The organism is Niveibacterium sp. 24ML, from assembly GCF_026586805.1.
Lineage (GTDB): Bacteria > Pseudomonadota > Gammaproteobacteria > Burkholderiales > Rhodocyclaceae > Niveibacterium.
This window is the reverse complement of the sequence record NZ_JAPFHA010000007.1, coordinates 53,898-68,842: the sequence shown is the minus strand read 5'-3', so window position 1 is coordinate 68,842 and position 14,945 is coordinate 53,898. Positions and strand designations below refer to the sequence as shown.

Below are 14,945 nucleotides of genomic sequence, written 5' to 3'. Positions count from 1 at the left end.
GCGTCACGCCAGCGCATCACCATCGCGCTGTCAGCCCGCACCCGCGCGGGCAATCGCCTCCAGCGGCACATCAAGCGGCGTCGGGCCCACCACGCGAACCTCACGCTGCGGGAACGGAATCTCGATCCCCGCATCCTTGAAGCGACGCCAGATCTCGCGATTGATGTCCGACTTGATGCCCATTGAGCCTTGAAGCGGATCGAAAATCCACAGCCCAAGCTGCAGATTGATCCCGCTGTCAGCAAACGCGACCAGATGCGCCGTGGGCGCAGGATCGCGCAGGACGCGCTCCCCACCAGCGGCTGCGGCCTCGACCAGGATCTGCAGCGCCTGCTCAACATCGCAGTTATAGCTGACTTGCACCGAAATGCCGATCCAGACGTTCTTGTCGGCGAAGGTTTCGTTCTGCACCACCGAGCCGATCAGGGTTTCGTTCGGCACGATCACGTTGATGCCGGTCGGCGCGCGCAGGACAGTGAAGCGGGTGGTGATTTCCTTGACCTCGCCACGGTCGGCGCCCACCGAAATCATGTTGCCGATACGGATCGATCGATCGAGCAAAATGATGAAGCCGGAAATGTAGTTGGCAGCGATCTTCTGCATGCCAAAACCGATACCCACGCCGAGCGCGCCGGAGAACACCGACAAAGCGGTGAAATCGAGCCCGACCAGCGACATCGCGAACATCACGCCGAAGAACAGCAGCAAGGCGCGCGACACCCGCGACAGCACCGCACGAAGGCTGGTGTCCAGACGCTGGGACGCCATCAGACGGTCTTCAATCAGGCCGGCAATCCACATCGAAACGATGATCGTGAACGCCGCCGAGAGCACCCCGTTGATCAGCATCCAGAGCGAAATCTTCTGCTTGCCGAGCTGGACCACCATGCTGTCGAGCCAGGCGATCACTTCGGGCAGCAAGCCGACCAGATCGAGAGCAACCACCGCCCAGACACTGACCGCGATGTAACGCTCTGCCCCCTTGAGCCACGACGACTTGAAGAAGACCTGCCGCAAGGCCACTTCGATCAATCGCAGCACGAACATGGCGCAGGCCAACTGCACCGCAATCCCGATGACCGCGCTCTTGTAGCCGACGAGCTGAAAGACCCCGCGCGCGAGGATCAGCACCACGATCGTCGCAAAGGGCCATGCCGCCGCACGGACCAGACGGGTCCAGTTACTGCCGCTCGACAGGCGCGGCAGCATACGACGCACCAGCAGACCGGTCACCACCAGTACCACGGCAACCACAAGCAACTGAAGCTGAGCAATCGGCTTCGAGAGTTCCGCGATGGCGCCCTCGAACGCCACCATCAACGCACTGCTCGCATGCCCGCCACTATCAAACTCGATCATCCGTTGCGCTCCATTGCCACTGCAAAGAACCCGTCAGTACCGTGCGCCGCCGGATCCAGCCGCAAACGGTCGCCGCAGGTCAGTTCGATGCCTTGCGCGTGGAGAATGCCCTGCGCAGGAAGAAGCGTGAATTCCGGATGGCTTGCGAGGAAGGCATCGACAATTGCATCGTTTTCCTCCGGCAATACGCTGCAAGTGGCGTAGACCAGCCGGCCGCCCTTCTTGAGCAGTTTCGCTGCCGCCGAGAGGATGGAAAGCTGCTTGGCCGTCAGTTCGGCAACCCCCTCGGGCGTCTGGCGCCACTTCAGATCCGGGTTGCGACGCAGCGTACCGAGGCCACTGCACGGTGCATCGACCAGCACGCGGTCAATCTTCCCGGCCAGACGCTTCAGTCGCGCATCGTTTTCATGTGCAATGGCCGAGGTGTGGACATTCGAGAGCCCCGACCGCGCAACTCGCGGCTTCAGGCGCGCGAGGCGTCGCTCGGCGGTATCGAATGCGTAGAGGCGCCCGGTCGAGCGCATCAAACCACCCAGCAACAGGGTCTTGCCGCCTGCCCCGGCGCAGAAATCCGCCACCATTTCACCGCGCTTGGGCGCAAGCAGATAGCCCAGCAACTGGCTGCCTTCGTCCTGCACCTCGAACGACCCATCAAGGAACAAGGGGTGCTTGGCGAGCGAAGGCTTTTCTGCCAGGCGAATCGCCAGCGGCGAGTACTGACCAGCCTCACAAGCGATGCTGTCGGCGCGCAGCGCCTCGATCACATCGTCACGTTTTGCCTTGAGCGGGTTCACTCGCAGATCGAGCGGCGCCGAACGATTGAGCGCTTGCGCCAGGCGCAGAGCGTCGGCTTCACCGAATACCGCCAGGAAACGCTCGGCAAGCCAGTCGGGCAGGTCCGCCTGATCGGCAAACGAAAGCTCGGGACTCGGCGCGGCCTGACGCTCGGCCAGCCACTGTTTCTCGGTGGCGGAAATTGACGCATCCAGTTGCCGCGATGAGATGCCTTGCACACGAATCAGGGCTGCGAGCAGCATCCGTCGCCCGGTTGCGCGATCACCGCACCAGGCTTCAAGACGCCGGCGGTTGCGCAGCACTGCAAACACGGTTTCCGCAATCACGCCACGGTCGCGATGCCCGAGCGACTTGTGCTCGCGAAAGAAACTGGAAAGCACGGCATCCGCGGGGTATTCAAAGCGCAGGACTTCAGCCAGCACCTCGGTCGCTTCATCCAGCCTGTTTTTTGTAATTTGCATCATCAACCCTTGTACATTTCTTCTGTTTCGCGTGAAGGCGCGATATCCGCCTTGACACCATCGAGCTCGATTTCGAGCGCGATTTCGTCAACCACATGACCCTGTTTTCTGTCGTCTACGCGGATCCGCACCGGCGCATTGCGATGCTGTCGTGACAACCAGAGATCAACGACAAACTCTCCGTTCCGTGCCACGCAGTTAAAGTGCCGCGTCTCGATCGTGCCCCACGGCAAGCGCAGGCGCTCGTTTGCAACTTGGGTGAGTGTGGCTTCCGCGCCCCAACGCCCACCCACCACATACAGCGTCGTCTGCTCCATGCCGTCGGGCTGGAACCCAAGGTGATGCGCGAGGCTCAGGATGTCTTGCGCAAAGCCCTGAAAGCTCACTTCCCGCACTCGATCAGGGCGCTGCATCACAACACGACGTTGCGACCAATCGAACACCGCATGTGACTGCTTGCCGTTCAGATCCTCCTGGAAGCCGTTGGGCGCCAATCCTTGCGGCCCCACCCGCCCCTGACTCTGCTGCACCCCGTCGAAGCGTTTGACAAAGCGCGCCAGACCAGTCGTTGCCGCTTCGCTGCGCATGGTGTAGCGCTCGCCATCATGCGACCAGGTATGCACCATCTCGCCCACTGCTACCGCTTCACCATAGCGCACCTGAAAACGCACGCGGCCCTGTTTGGGCCACGCCTGTGTCGCTTGCGGATCAATCCCGACCGGAGAACCTTCTGGCGCCATGATCACGCCCGGGTCAGTAACCGTCTCGCGGCCGTAAGGCGAAGGCTTTTCGCCACCACCGCCCCCCTCGTCCTGTGGCTCCAAATCTTCGTCTGCTTCCGACGAGACCGGAGCGCGCGCAATCACGGCGGGGCGAGCGCCTTCGCCGACGGACGCTGCCTTCGCAATTTGCTTCGGTGGCGGCTTGCGAGCCTCGGTGGCCGGCACCTTGGGCGACTGGCTGGGCTCAAGCGCTGCAGAACGCACGGCGGGCGACTTGAGCAAGCTGGCTTCGATCCGGATCGGTTCATTGCGTGCCGGCAAATGCCACGCAGGCGCAAACACCAACACCATATGAAACAGCAAGGAAACCGCCGCAGCCCAGTGAACGACGCGGACCTTCACCAGACGCTGCCGCCAGGACGCCACTGCCGTTACGCCTCGGGTTGCGGCACGATCCAGCCACGATGCTGCGTTGCCACACCGCGCAATTGAACCCGGTTACCGGCAACCACCAGACGCTCCTCCACAAACCACCGCACCGCCTGCGGATACATCACATGCTCAAGCTCAAGAATGCGTGCCGCGAGCGATGCTTCCGTATCGTCATCGGCCACCATCGTGGCGGCTTGGGCAATGATCGGGCCGCAGTCAAGCGTTGGCGTCACGAAATGGACCGTCGCCCCATGCAGGCGAACACCCGCCTCCAAGGCCTTCCGGTGCGTATGCAGCCCCGGAAAGCTCGGCAGCAACGAGGGGTGGATGTTCATCATGCGCCCCTCGTAACGACGAACGAAGTCATCACCCAGAACCCGCATGAAGCCCGCCAGGACAATCAAGTCCGGGCTGTATTGGTCGATCTCGTTCGCGAGTGCATCGTCAAACGCTTCACGCGAGGCAAAGTCGGCATGACTGACGACGGACGTCGGAATGCCGTGTTCACGCGCAAACGCAAGCCCAGCCGCGCCGGGCTTGTTGGAAATCACGGCAGCAATCGAGGCGCCGGGTATCGCCGCCCGGACGATCGCCTCCATGTTCGATCCGCGCCCAGAAATCAGGATGACTATTTTTTTCATGTCAGAAACGAAAAGGCCGGCCGGGTCAGCCCGGTCGGCCATCAAGTGTAACGCGAGGCGCCAGCAGACGCGTCAGGCGGAAGCCCGCGCAGCAAACCGGCTCTTCAGGTAAGCGAACATCAAGGGCAGCAGCGAAACACCGATGATCCCGATGATCACCAAGCTCAGATTGGCCTTCACCCAGGCAAGATTGCCAAACCAATACCCCGCCAGCGTGAGCGAGAAGATCCAGATTGCCCCGCCGAGGATGTCCAAGGGCAGAAAGCGTGAGTAGGTCATCTTCGCGACACCGGCCACGAACGGCGCAAATGTCCGCGCGATCGGCATGAAACGCGCAATGATGATCGTCTTTCCACCATGCGTCTCGAAGTAGGCATGCGTCGAGTCAAACGCCTTCCGGTTGAACAGACGCGACCCCTCCCAGGCAAAGACTCTCGGTCCGACCCATCGACCGATCCAGTAGTTCAAGTTATCCCCAAGCACTGCCGCCACGAACAGCGATGTGGACAGCACAGCGATATCCATCCCACCAGTTGCCGCCAGAGCCCCCGCAACAAAAAGCAATGAATCGCCCGGCAGAAACGGAGTCACCACCAACCCGGTTTCGCAGAAGATGATCAGAAACAGGATCGCGTAGATCCAGACTCCGTACTGCTCAACCATCACGGCCAAGTGTTTGTCGAGGTGCAGCACGATATCGATAAACTGTAAAACTAGGTCCATTCTGACTCCGAGGGGGAAGAATTCATCCAAATGGCGACGCGGGAGGTTAGCACAGCGCCCTGACGACACCGTTGCATTGCAACATCTTGAAACCCATGGTCCGTAACCGACTGCAAACCTTCGTTAAGCAGATGTCACGAAACCCAAGCGAGCGCTAGAATCTCGAGCATGAAACGCGCCATCAGCATCTCGGACGCTGAAACCGTCATGCCGTCATCGACCGCAGAGAAGGTCGACACCGGCGCGCCCACGCGCCTGAAGATGCCCCCACACTGGATCCGTGCCGACCGGCACTGGTGGCTTCACCTCGATCATGGCGGTGTCGCGCGTGAGCGTGATGGCTCGTGGTTCGGCTATCCCCTCGGATGGACCGACACCTCTCGCCTTGGCCCCTTCCAGAATGCCCTGCTCGCCGCGCAAGCGGTTGAATCTGCCGACCCGAACGGAGCCGTTCCAGCGAGAACGCGCGGCCAATAAGCACCAAAGTAATCAGTCACTTACTTGCGCCGTTCCGAACACTGCGCACAGTAGCTCCGTCCGCATCAGCCCCCCACACTTCGCCCCGTGCGCCCAACGCACATGAATCGGGGTCTCCCAAATGTGCGCGGCCAGCAGTGCTGACAGCAAGGCTTCATCGCAATCGTGATCCGCCAACGACCGTTCGTCCTTGCGAGCCACAAAAACAAAAAGCCCAGTCCTAAGACTGGGCTTTTTGCTTGAAACTGGTACACCCGGAGCGATTCGAACGCCCGACCCCCTGGTTCGTAGCCAGGTACTCTATCCAGCTGAGCTACGGGTGCAACGTAGAAGCGAGACTATATACCAACTTTTACTAATCCGCAACTTCTTTTTTGGCGGAGAGTGAGGGATTCGAACCCTCGATACGAGTTTTAGCCCGTATGCTCCCTTAGCAGGGGAGTGCCTTCGACCTCTCGGCCAACTCTCCATCAAGAGGGCGGATTGTAGCGAACCCAACCCCTCTTAGTCAATCACCACCAGAAAATCAAGAAACCTGGTCGAGTTCGAAGGCTTTGTGAAGCACACGAACCGCCAACTCGAGATACTTCTCGTCAAGCACGACCGAAATCTTGATTTCGGAAGTCGAGATCATCTGGATATTGATGCCCTCTTCTGCAAGCGTGCGGAACATGCGGCTTGCAACGCCCGGATGGGAACGCATGCCAACCCCGACAGCCGACACCTTGCAGATACTCTTGTCCCCAACAACTTCGCGCGCACCAATATGGGTTTTCACCTGCTCAAGAACAGCGCGTGCATTATCGAACTCGCTGCGGTTGACTGTGAAAGAGAAGTCGGTTGTGCCGTCGTAACCCACGTTCTGGATGATCATGTCGACATCCAGATTCGCGTCGGCGATCGGCCCAAGGATCTGATACGCGATACCCGGACGGTCCGGCACCCCCAGCACGGTGAGTTTGGCCTCGTCGCGATTGAAAGCGATACCGGAAATGATCGGCTGTTCCATGCTGCTATCTTCCTCAACAGTAATCAGCGTGCCCTCGCCATCCTCCTGGAAGCTGGAGAGCACGCGCAGTTTGACTTTGTACTTACCCGCAAACTCGACCGAGCGAATCTGCAGCACCTTCGAGCCGAGACTGGCCATCTCGAGCATTTCTTCAAAGGTGATTCGATCGAGCTTTCGCGCCTCGGGGACAATCCTCGGGTCCGTCGTGTAGACCCCATCAACATCGGTGTAGATCTGGCACTCATCCGCGCGCAATGCTGCGGCCAAGGCAACCCCGGTTGTATCGGAGCCGCCGCGACCGAGTGTCGTAATGTTGCCGGCCTCGTCTACGCCCTGAAAACCCGCCACGACCACGACATGACCATCGTCCAGATCCTGACGAATACTGTCCTCGTCGATCTTGAGAATGCGTGCCTTGGTGTGCGAATTATCGGTAAGGATTCGGACTTGCTGGCCGGTGTAGCTGCGCGCCTTGACGCCCTGCTCCATCAAAGCCATTGAAAGCAAACCAATCGTGACTTGCTCGCCAGTAGACACCACCACGTCGAGTTCGCGCGGATCAGGTGTCGTCTGGATCTCTTTGGCCAGCCCGATCAGTCGGTTGGTCTCGCCGGTCATGGCGGAGACCACAACCACAAGTTGATGCCCTTCTTTCTTGAAACGGGCAATCCGCTTGGCCACATTCTTGATCCGCTCAGTGGTGCCAACCGAGGTGCCGCCGTACTTTTGAACTATCAGAGCCATGGTATTGAATCAATCGCAAAGGATCCGCAATGTTACACGATCGCGCCCCAGCACTCAGCGCAACCCGCTCGCAAGGCATCCACCCCCCAAAGTGATCAATGCAAGCAATGCAGGCACTCGCGTCCGCAAGCACCCAGGGCCTTAATATCAGAATGCTGCGCGGGCGATGGGGGAGCAATATCCGGCCCCGGATTTTCGCTGCATTGACCCTGCGCATTTCTTCTTCCAACTGACACGTACTCTTAACGTTGACTGCCTAGCATCGCTCGCATCCATTCGGAGCCAGGGAGCATCCCATGCATGCAATCAGCGTCAGCAATCTGAGTAAAACCTTCGGTAAGCGCCGGGCGCTGGACGAGGTCAGCCTGTCGATCGCGTCCGGCGAGATGGTTGCACTGATCGGTGCGTCCGGCTCTGGAAAATCAACCTTGTTGCGTCATCTCTCCGGCTTCGTGGCCGCTGACAAGGGGGAGGTGCGCATCTTCGGTGAGCCGATCCAGGCCAATGGGCGCATCGCCCGCAACGTTCGTGCGGTGCGCTCACAGATAGGTTTCATCTTCCAGCAGTTCAATCTGGTTGGTCGCCTCACGCTGCTGACCAACGTGCTGACCGGTCAACTCCATCGCATCCCGACACATCGCTCGCTGCTGAAGCTATTCAGCCGCGAAGAACGTGCAATCGGCCTCAAGGCGCTTGCCGAAGTAGGTATAGACGACTATGCCTTTCAGCGCGCATCGACACTCTCCGGGGGCCAGCAGCAGCGGGCGGCCATTGCCCGAGCGCTGGTGCAAGGCGCGAAAGTGGTGTTGGCCGATGAGCCGATCGCATCGCTGGATCCGGAGTCTTCACGCAAGGTCATGGAAATCCTTGCGCGGGTGAACCGCGATCACGGCTGCGCGGTGCTTGTGTCTTTGCATCAGGTCGATATCGCCATGAAGTACTGCAAGCGCGTCGTCGCCATGCAACACGGCAGAGTGGTGTTTGACGGCCCGGTCGACCAGCTCTCAGAGACTTTCCTGCAGGAGCTCTATGGCAGCGAGTTGTGCGCTGCGCAGCCCTGCCTCCCCCCCACCCTCCCGGCTTCGGAACTGTATCCGGTAGCCGCCTGATTCACCCGCCGCCTCACCGCAAGGAGCAATTCATGCTGCGCAAACTCTTCACCACGGCGATGCTCGCCGCATCGTTCTTTGGCCAGACTGCACTGGCCCAGGAAATCAACTTTGGGGTGATCTCGACCGAGTCCGCCGCCAACCTCAAGGCAGGCTGGCAACCGGTACTGGAGGACATGGAGAAGAAGACCGGCTACAAAGTGAAGGCGTTCTTCGCCAATGATTACGCCGGCATCATCGAAGCCATGCGTTTTGGCAAGGTGCAGATGGCCTGGATGGGAAACAAGTCCGCGATGGAAGCGGTGGATCGCGCCAACGGCGAAATCTTTGCGCAGATGACCTATGCCGACGGCTCGCCGGGCTACAGCTCGCTGCTCATCACACACAAGGACAGCGCCTTCAAGACGCTTGATGATGTACTCAAGCGCGGCAAAGAGATCAACTACGGCGCCGGCGACCCGAACTCGACCTCCGGCACTCTGGTGCCCGGATACTATCTTTACGCGCTCAACGGTATCGATCCGAAAACCCATTACAAAGCGCTGCGCGTTGGCAGCCACGAATCAAATCTGATGGCCACCGCGGCCAAGCAGGTGGATGTTGCCATCACCAATACCGAGGTTTGGGAGAAGTTCCAGAAGCGTGAAGCCGACAAGGCAAAGGACATCCGCATCCTGTGGAAGTCCCCGCTCATCGCGGCTGATCCGCTGGTCTGGCGTAATGACCTGCCTGCCGACGTAAAGGCCAAGGTCAAGGGCTTCTTCCTGAACTACGGTCGCGGCGACTCGGCAGAAGCCAAACGCGAACTGGACAACATGAACAAGCTGACCTTCGGCACGTTCAATGAATCCAGTAACAAGCAGTTGTTGCCGTTCCGCCAGCTGGAGCTGTTCAAGGAAAAGGCAAAGCTGGAAAACGACGAGAAGATGGACGCGGCCGCCAAGCAAGCCAAGCTGGCCGAGATCAACAAGAAACTCGCTGAGCTGAACACGCTGCTCGTCTCCGCAAAGTAATCGCCCAGATGGGGACAGTCGAACGGCTGTCCCCGTCGCGAAACCATGCAAACCACATCATCCAAACTGCACGACGCCAGTGGCGGCCTACCCCGCATGCGTCTGATGAGTCTGTTTTTCTGGGCGCTCGCGCTGGGCATCCTTGCCTGGTCATGGAAAGGCGCCGATATTCGCCCGATGGCGCTGATTGCCGATTCCGGCAACATGGCCAGCTTCGCCAAGGACTTCTTTCCACCGGATTTCACTGACTGGCGCACCTACGTCGCCGAGATGATCGTCACCGTGCAGGTAGCAATCTGGGGAACGGTCCTCGCCGTGATTTGCGCCATCCCGTTCGGCTTGCTGTGCTCGTCCAACATCGCTCCGCCGTGGATCCACCAACCGGTCCGTCGCCTCATGGACGCCGCACGCGCCATCAACGAAATGGTGTTTGCAATGCTGTTCATTGTTGCCGTTGGGCTTGGCCCCTTTGCCGGCGTGCTGGCGCTCTGGGTACACACCACCGGCATTCTCGCCAAGCTGTTCTCGGAAGCCGTTGAATCCATCGATCCGCGCCCGGTTGAAGGCATTCGCGCCACTGGCGCCAATCTGCTCGAAGAGATCGTGTACGGCGTAATCCCCCAGGTGATTCCGCTGTGGGTCAGCTATGCGCTCTACCGCTTCGAATCGAACGTGCGTTCGGCTTCGGTGGTTGGCATGGTGGGCGCGGGCGGCATCGGCGTGATCCTGTACGAAGTGATCCGCAGCTTCGAGTACGCACAGACGGCGGCCGTCATGCTGATCATCGTACTGGTGGTCTCTGGCATTGACTTGATCTCCGCCCGCATCCGCAAGGTCTTGATATGAGCACACTGACGCTCCGCCCGGTGCGCGAGGATGAACTGGCGCTACTCGCGGAGATCCTTGCGGAGCTCGACGGCGACGCGCCAGAACCCTTGGATCGCGTGCGCCACACCTGGGAGGCGATGCAGGCATATCCCGATTACCACTGCTACTTCGCCGAGGCCGAAGGGGTGGTCGTTGGCACGCTGAGCCTGATCGTGTTCCCGGTGTTCTCACATCGGCTTGCCCGCGATGCGATTGTGGAGGCCGTTGTGATCCGCCCGTCGTTCCGCGGCAAGGGCTTTGGCCGCAGCATGCTGCAAGCGGCGATCGAACTAGCCGGCAGCAAGGGGGCCTACAAGCTGGCGCTCTCTTCCAACCTGCGCCGCCTTGATGCCCACCGCTTCTACGACGGTATGGGCTTCGCGCGCCACGGCGTGAGCTTTGCAATCGAGACCACTGCATGAGCATGTTCATTGAGGCCCACAACCCGTCACCCGCGGTATGGCTTTCCGAAGCCCCAACGATTGACCCGGACGCACGCATCCGCGCCAGCCACTTCGGGCGCTATACCGAGGTGGGTGCCTCCACCCTGATCAGTCACAGCGTGTTCGGCGACTACAGCTACATCGGCCACCATTGCGACGTGATGGCTGCCGACATCGGCAAGTTCGTCAACATCGCCTCGATGGTGCTGATCAATCCGGGCTTTCACCCCACCGAACGCCCCTGCCAACACCACATGCTTTACCGCGCTTCGATGTACGGCATGGGCGAAGACGACCCGGAGCTCTTTCACTGGCGCGCCCTGCAGCGTGTGAGCATCGGCCACGATGTGTGGATCGGCCATGGCGCCGTGATCATGCCGGGTGTGCGGATCGGCAACGGCGCCGTGATTGGCAGTGGCAGCATCGTTACCCGCGACGTGCCGGCCTACACCATTGTTGGCGGCAACCCGGCCCGCACGCTCAAGCCACGCCTGCCCCGCGCAATCGCTGCGGCGGTGGAAGCAACCGCCTGGTGGGACTGGGATCACGCCACCCTGAGCGAACGCATGGACGATCTGCGAGACATGCGGCGCTTCCTGGCCAAATACGCGCAACTGCCTGCGCTCGAAATCTGAATCAGGCCGCATCACCGCTCGCGGTGACGCCGCCTGATGGTGGCACGCGGCAGAACTGACAAGGGCGACGGATCAGTCCTGGCGAGCGACGCTCAGCAGGGCCTGGGCTGCTTCATGCAGCGACGCTTCATTGGCGATTCGCAGGTCCGCCGGGCAAGCAACAAGCTGGCGATTTCGTGCAAGCCGTGCCTCGACCGAGGCCAGATCCTCACGCCCGCGCGCCAGCAAGCGCTGCCGCACAATGCTTTCGCTGGCAACGATCTCAACCACCGAGGCGGTGGGATAGCGCTCGCGCACTGCGTCAACATGTGCCCGCGATCCGTTGATCAACACCCGCAGGCCGCGCTTGAGCCACAACTCGATCTCGGTGCCAATGCCGTAGTACAGACCGTGGCTTTCCCAGCTCAGCGCAAAGCAGCCTGCGGCACGGCGCTGAAGGAACTCAGGCTGGCTCAGGGCAATATGATTCTCGCTCCCGCATTGCGCCTCACGCGTGATGTATCGGTGCGCCACCGCAATCCGGTCGTCGTCCTGCAACAGGGTGCGCAAGCTCGCAAGAACGCTGTCCTTGCCGACGCCTGACGCGCCGACCACATACACAAGCCCAGTGCCGCTCATGCCGGCCAACCCGTGTAGCGTTGCACCTGCCCGTCAAAGCCGTAGCGCGCAATCAAGCGGAAGTCCGCGCCCGGAGCAGGTTCCATGAACAAGCACAGAGAATCGAAAGGCAAGGCCGCTGGCGTCTGCCCGGCGCCGCCTTGTTCCAACATCGCCTGTATCTGGTGAGCCTCGTCGCCTGCCACCCGATCGGTCAAGGTCATGTGAAAGCGGAACTGATCCAGCACATACGGATAGCCCCAGCGCAGCAGCAGTTCATCCTGCCGCGCGTTCAATCCCGCTGCACGGCGCCGCGCCAGCTCCGTCGCATCAGCCGGCATACGAAAATCGTCCAGCTCGATGACGCAGTTCGCTGCGACGATCTCGATCTGTGCTTGTCCGCTCACCGGCTGCCACGCAAAAAAGCCCGCCAGCGGCGCGATCTGCACGCCAAAGCTGAATGCTGTTTGCCGCGCCGCCAAAGCAGCAACGGCGGCATCCAGCTCGGCAAGCGTTCGCCCTGCATTCAGCGCGAACGGAGGCTTCAAGGTGCCGTGCAAGCCGTAGCGCCGCGCCGCGCTGGTTAGCTCGGCGAGTCGCGCCGCACTGATCGCTGCGACGCGCGCTTGCATTCTTGTCTCGCCACTGATTGCGTCGCGCCCCAGCCAGTCGGCGCCGGCCCGGGCGAGTACGGAGTCTTCCGGCGGCGCGTAGAACACAGCAAAGCGAGCGTTCGCAGGTTTGGCGCATGGCTCAAGCATGCAAGCGTTCCCCCTCTGCCAGATAGACGATCCGCCCGCCACTCACTGTGGCCAGCAAGCGCGGCGCGCGCAGGTCGCGCACATCCAGCACGAGCAGATCAGCGCGTTTGCCCACCGCAATCTCGCCCCGATCATCCAAGCCTAGTGCCTGTGCCGGGTGCTTGGATACCAGCGCCCAGGCCTGCTCCAACGGCAAGACCGCATCGGCCGCAAGCTGGCAGGCGGCATGGAGCGGCGCCGGGTAGTAGTAGTCCGACGCCAGAATGCTGCACAACCCATCGCGCGCCAGATCGGCCGCGCGCGGTGCCCCGACATGGCTGCCACCGCGCAGCACGTTCGGCGCGCCACACACCACCGGCGATCCCTGAGTGCGTGCATAGCCCGCCACATCGCGCTGCAGCGGGAATTCCGAGATCCGGCAATCGACGTTCTGAAAGAACTCACGCACGCTGATGCTGTGATCATCATGCGAGGCCATCGGCACCCGGTGCAGACGGGCTTGGGTGGCGAGCCGGTGGATCAGCGCCGGCACCTCGGCGGCCCGTTCAGCCGCCGCTTCCAGACGTTGCTCAAAGCCCGCCAGATCGGTCTCGGCGCGATCCGCCCACTCCTGCCACTTGTGTGGCTTGCGGCGCATGCCGGGCAGGTGATCATTGAAGGCCAGCAGGCTCACCCGCCCCGTACTGAGCCAGTCGAGCGCTTGCTGCTCGCCCGCCAGGTGATGCGCCTCATATCGCAGATGCACCTTGTGCTCAACGAGCAGGCGCGGCGCCAGGCGATCCAGTGCGGCAAACAGCGCGTTTGCGGTCGCATCCCCACGCAGCCCGCCTTCCCAGGAATGCGTAACCCCGTGCAAGGCGGTGGTAATGCCATTCGCCGCCAACTGGCGATCCGTCTCCCGCATCGCCAGATCCAGCGAAAAGCTCACCTTGGGGCGAGGCATGATCTGGCGCTCGAAGGCATCGCCATGAAAATCAACGATGCCCGGCAGCACCAGGCAGTCTCGCGCGTCCAGTTGCTGCCCCGCTACCGGCACATCGCCAATGCAACCTGCGGACAGATGCACGGCAGCCTCGGACCAACCCGCCGGGCCCAGCACTTTGCCACCGACGATCCGGCCCAGTGAGCGACGTGTCTCGATGGTTTGCATGCAACTCGCCTTGTTCTGCAGAAAACGCGAGACTACAGAAGGCCGTTTACAAATTCGTGTAGACGACCACACGTTCGCATGCGTCGTTCACTGTGAGGTCACTCCCCGCAGGTGGCGCAATCAGCCCGCAGGCTGTGCCCCCGCCTAAACGCCCGGGTCGAATATCAGTTGCACCCAGTCGCCGGAAAAACAGGCCGTCGAGTGCTGCAGCGGTTCACCGTCGCTGTCGAAGTTGATCGATTCCACTTGCAACACCGGGCGGGTACGGGCCTGCGACAGCACGCGCGCGGTTTCATTGTCCGGCAGCCGAGCAGTGACTTTTGTTTCGCCGCGCGTGTAGTCGTCGACGGCATACTCGGCCAGCGCTCGTGTGATCGATCCGAGTTCGCGCACCCGCTCGCCAATCCCGGCAAAACGGGCTGCAGAAAAGCTGCTGGTGGAGATATTGATCGGCCGGCCTTCCGCATGCCCTACCGTCACGATCTGCACGAGCTTTGCGCCGCGCCTCAGGCCCAGCGCCTTTGCAATGTCGCTTGGGGCGGTCAGTTCGGCCGTGCGCAGCAACGCCATGCTGGAAGCCAGCCCAAGGCTCGCCATGTTCTGAGAAAAGCGCGTGCGCTTACCGATCGTGTAATCGATCGCGTAGTCCTGCACAAACGTGCCCCGGCCTTGCTCCACACGGATCAGGCCGCCACGCTCGAGCACACCCAGCGCGCGGCGGACAGTGTGTCGATTCACACCGAAACGCTCAGCCAGTTCAGTTTCATTGGGCAAGCGTTCGCCCGCAGCAAACACCTGCTGACGGATATCCTCCGTCAGCGCACTTTCGATCTGGCGCCACACGGCAACGCCGCTTCCTCTTTCCAGGCTCATCTTGCCTCCTTGCGATGCGGCAAGAATAAACGGCCTTCACGGAATTTTCATGTACACCGGGAATAATCGCCGGCAACAGGGCTTGCGCCCATTTTCTAAACCCCTAGTGGTATAGACGTGTATACGCAAAGAGG

General features: G+C 61.1%; 16 protein-coding genes and 2 tRNA genes. 6 read left to right on the top strand and 12 right to left on the bottom strand.

Annotated elements, in window-relative coordinates; genetic code table 11:
- Positions 1–30: 30 nt before the first annotated feature.
- The 5 genes from OPU71_RS08140 to OPU71_RS08120 form a co-directional block, all read right to left on the bottom strand.
- Positions 31–1,359 carry a mechanosensitive ion channel family protein gene (locus OPU71_RS08140; RefSeq protein ID WP_267727134.1) on the bottom strand — a complete coding sequence of 443 codons (1,329 nt, stop codon included), beginning with the start codon at positions 1,357–1,359 and terminating at the stop codon, positions 31–33.
- Entirely contained in the window at positions 1,356–2,615 is a 1,260-nt protein-coding gene (locus OPU71_RS08135; RefSeq protein WP_267727131.1) for an RsmB/NOP family class I SAM-dependent RNA methyltransferase, read from the bottom strand. The genes OPU71_RS08140 and OPU71_RS08135 overlap by 4 nt, the downstream gene beginning before the upstream one ends.
- A 2-nt stretch (positions 2,616–2,617) precedes the next feature.
- Positions 2,618–3,739 (bottom strand): DUF3108 domain-containing protein, encoded by a 1,122-nt coding sequence (locus OPU71_RS08130; RefSeq protein WP_267727127.1) that lies wholly within the window; start codon positions 3,737–3,739, stop codon positions 2,618–2,620.
- A 29-nt stretch (positions 3,740–3,768) separates the two neighbouring features.
- Positions 3,769–4,410 (bottom strand): phosphoribosylglycinamide formyltransferase, encoded by a 642-nt coding sequence (gene purN, locus OPU71_RS08125; protein WP_267727124.1) that lies wholly within the window; start codon positions 4,408–4,410, stop codon positions 3,769–3,771.
- Positions 4,411–4,482: 72 nt separating this feature from the next.
- Entirely contained in the window at positions 4,483–5,133 is a 651-nt protein-coding gene (locus OPU71_RS08120; RefSeq protein ID WP_267727122.1) for a DedA family protein, read from the bottom strand.
- Positions 5,134–5,301: 168 nt separating this feature from the next.
- Here OPU71_RS08120 and OPU71_RS08115 point away from each other — a divergent pair, with 168 nt between their 5' ends.
- Positions 5,302–5,610, top strand: a complete 309-nt coding sequence (locus OPU71_RS08115; protein WP_267727120.1) for a hypothetical protein — start codon at positions 5,302–5,304, stop codon at positions 5,608–5,610.
- A gap of 246 nt (positions 5,611–5,856) precedes the next feature.
- On the opposite strand, the gene OPU71_RS08110 is transcribed toward OPU71_RS08115, so the two are convergent.
- From OPU71_RS08110 to OPU71_RS08100, 3 genes are all read right to left on the bottom strand, one after another.
- A tRNA-Arg gene (locus OPU71_RS08110) sits at positions 5,857–5,933 on the bottom strand.
- Between the two features lie 52 nt (positions 5,934–5,985).
- A tRNA-Ser gene (locus OPU71_RS08105) sits at positions 5,986–6,079 on the bottom strand.
- 57 nt (positions 6,080–6,136) lie between these two features.
- Complete coding sequence (locus OPU71_RS08100; protein WP_267727117.1) at positions 6,137–7,363, bottom strand: aspartate kinase; 1,227 nt, start codon at positions 7,361–7,363, stop codon at positions 6,137–6,139.
- A 296-nt stretch (positions 7,364–7,659) separates the two neighbouring features.
- Here OPU71_RS08100 and phnC point away from each other — a divergent pair, with 296 nt between their 5' ends.
- The 5 genes from phnC to OPU71_RS08075 all read left to right on the top strand — a co-directional run bounded on the left by phnC (position 7,660) and on the right by OPU71_RS08075 (position 11,430).
- On the top strand, positions 7,660–8,472 hold the full coding sequence (phnC, locus tag OPU71_RS08095) for a phosphonate ABC transporter ATP-binding protein (protein ID WP_267727115.1): 813 nt from the start codon (positions 7,660–7,662) through the stop codon (positions 8,470–8,472).
- A 32-nt stretch (positions 8,473–8,504) separates the two neighbouring features.
- A complete protein-coding gene (phnD, locus tag OPU71_RS08090; RefSeq protein WP_267727113.1) occupies positions 8,505–9,485 on the top strand; it encodes a phosphonate ABC transporter substrate-binding protein in 981 nt (326 codons plus the stop codon).
- 105 nt (positions 9,486–9,590) lie between these two features.
- Positions 9,591–10,331: a phosphonate ABC transporter, permease protein PhnE gene (gene phnE, locus OPU71_RS08085; protein ID WP_267727111.1), complete on the top strand. Its 741-nt coding sequence runs from the start codon at positions 9,591–9,593 to the stop codon at positions 10,329–10,331.
- Entirely contained in the window at positions 10,328–10,774 is a 447-nt protein-coding gene (locus OPU71_RS08080) for a GNAT family N-acetyltransferase (protein ID WP_267727109.1), read from the top strand. Before phnE ends, OPU71_RS08080 begins: the two co-directional genes overlap by 4 nt.
- Entirely contained in the window at positions 10,771–11,430 is a 660-nt protein-coding gene (locus tag OPU71_RS08075) for a DapH/DapD/GlmU-related protein (RefSeq protein WP_324256047.1), read from the top strand. Before OPU71_RS08080 ends, OPU71_RS08075 begins: the two co-directional genes overlap by 4 nt.
- 72 nt (positions 11,431–11,502) lie before the next feature.
- On the opposite strand, the gene phnN is transcribed toward OPU71_RS08075, so the two are convergent.
- From phnN to phnF, 4 genes are all read right to left on the bottom strand, one after another.
- A complete protein-coding gene (gene phnN / locus OPU71_RS08070) occupies positions 11,503–12,048 on the bottom strand; it encodes a phosphonate metabolism protein/1,5-bisphosphokinase (PRPP-forming) PhnN (RefSeq protein ID WP_267727107.1) in 546 nt (181 codons plus the stop codon).
- A complete protein-coding gene (locus OPU71_RS08065) occupies positions 12,045–12,788 on the bottom strand; it encodes a DUF1045 domain-containing protein (RefSeq protein ID WP_267727104.1) in 744 nt (247 codons plus the stop codon). The genes phnN and OPU71_RS08065 overlap by 4 nt, the downstream gene beginning before the upstream one ends.
- Entirely contained in the window at positions 12,781–13,938 is a 1,158-nt protein-coding gene (locus tag OPU71_RS08060; protein WP_267727102.1) for an alpha-D-ribose 1-methylphosphonate 5-triphosphate diphosphatase, read from the bottom strand. Before OPU71_RS08060 ends, OPU71_RS08065 begins: the two co-directional genes overlap by 8 nt.
- Positions 13,939–14,082: 144 nt before the next feature.
- Positions 14,083–14,811, bottom strand: a complete 729-nt coding sequence (gene phnF / locus OPU71_RS08055; protein WP_267727100.1) for a phosphonate metabolism transcriptional regulator PhnF — start codon at positions 14,809–14,811, stop codon at positions 14,083–14,085.
- Positions 14,812–14,945 lie beyond the last annotated feature (134 nt).

Coding starts and splice junctions, on each gene's coding strand:
- OPU71_RS08120 (WP_267727122.1), bottom strand. CDS start 5,133: ATGGACCTAGTTTTACAGTTTATCGATATCGTGCTGCACCTCGACAAA.
- OPU71_RS08140 (WP_267727134.1), bottom strand. CDS start 1,359: ATGATCGAGTTTGATAGTGGCGGGCATGCGAGCAGTGCGTTGATGGTG.
- phnF (WP_267727100.1), bottom strand. CDS start 14,811: ATGAGCCTGGAAAGAGGAAGCGGCGTTGCCGTGTGGCGCCAGATCGAA.
- phnD (WP_267727113.1), top strand. CDS start 8,505: ATGCTGCGCAAACTCTTCACCACGGCGATGCTCGCCGCATCGTTCTTT.
- purN (WP_267727124.1), bottom strand. CDS start 4,410: ATGAAAAAAATAGTCATCCTGATTTCTGGGCGCGGATCGAACATGGAG.
- OPU71_RS08080 (WP_267727109.1), top strand. CDS start 10,328: ATGAGCACACTGACGCTCCGCCCGGTGCGCGAGGATGAACTGGCGCTA.
- OPU71_RS08060 (WP_267727102.1), bottom strand. CDS start 13,938: ATGCAAACCATCGAGACACGTCGCTCACTGGGCCGGATCGTCGGTGGC.
- phnC (WP_267727115.1), top strand. CDS start 7,660: ATGCATGCAATCAGCGTCAGCAATCTGAGTAAAACCTTCGGTAAGCGC.
- phnE (WP_267727111.1), top strand. CDS start 9,591: ATGAGTCTGTTTTTCTGGGCGCTCGCGCTGGGCATCCTTGCCTGGTCA.
- phnN (WP_267727107.1), bottom strand. CDS start 12,048: ATGAGCGGCACTGGGCTTGTGTATGTGGTCGGCGCGTCAGGCGTCGGC.
- OPU71_RS08135 (WP_267727131.1), bottom strand. CDS start 2,615: ATGCAAATTACAAAAAACAGGCTGGATGAAGCGACCGAGGTGCTGGCT.
- OPU71_RS08065 (WP_267727104.1), bottom strand. CDS start 12,788: ATGCTTGAGCCATGCGCCAAACCTGCGAACGCTCGCTTTGCTGTGTTC.
- OPU71_RS08075 (WP_324256047.1), top strand. CDS start 10,771: ATGAGCATGTTCATTGAGGCCCACAACCCGTCACCCGCGGTATGGCTT.
- OPU71_RS08115 (WP_267727120.1), top strand. CDS start 5,302: ATGAAACGCGCCATCAGCATCTCGGACGCTGAAACCGTCATGCCGTCA.
- OPU71_RS08100 (WP_267727117.1), bottom strand. CDS start 7,363: ATGGCTCTGATAGTTCAAAAGTACGGCGGCACCTCGGTTGGCACCACT.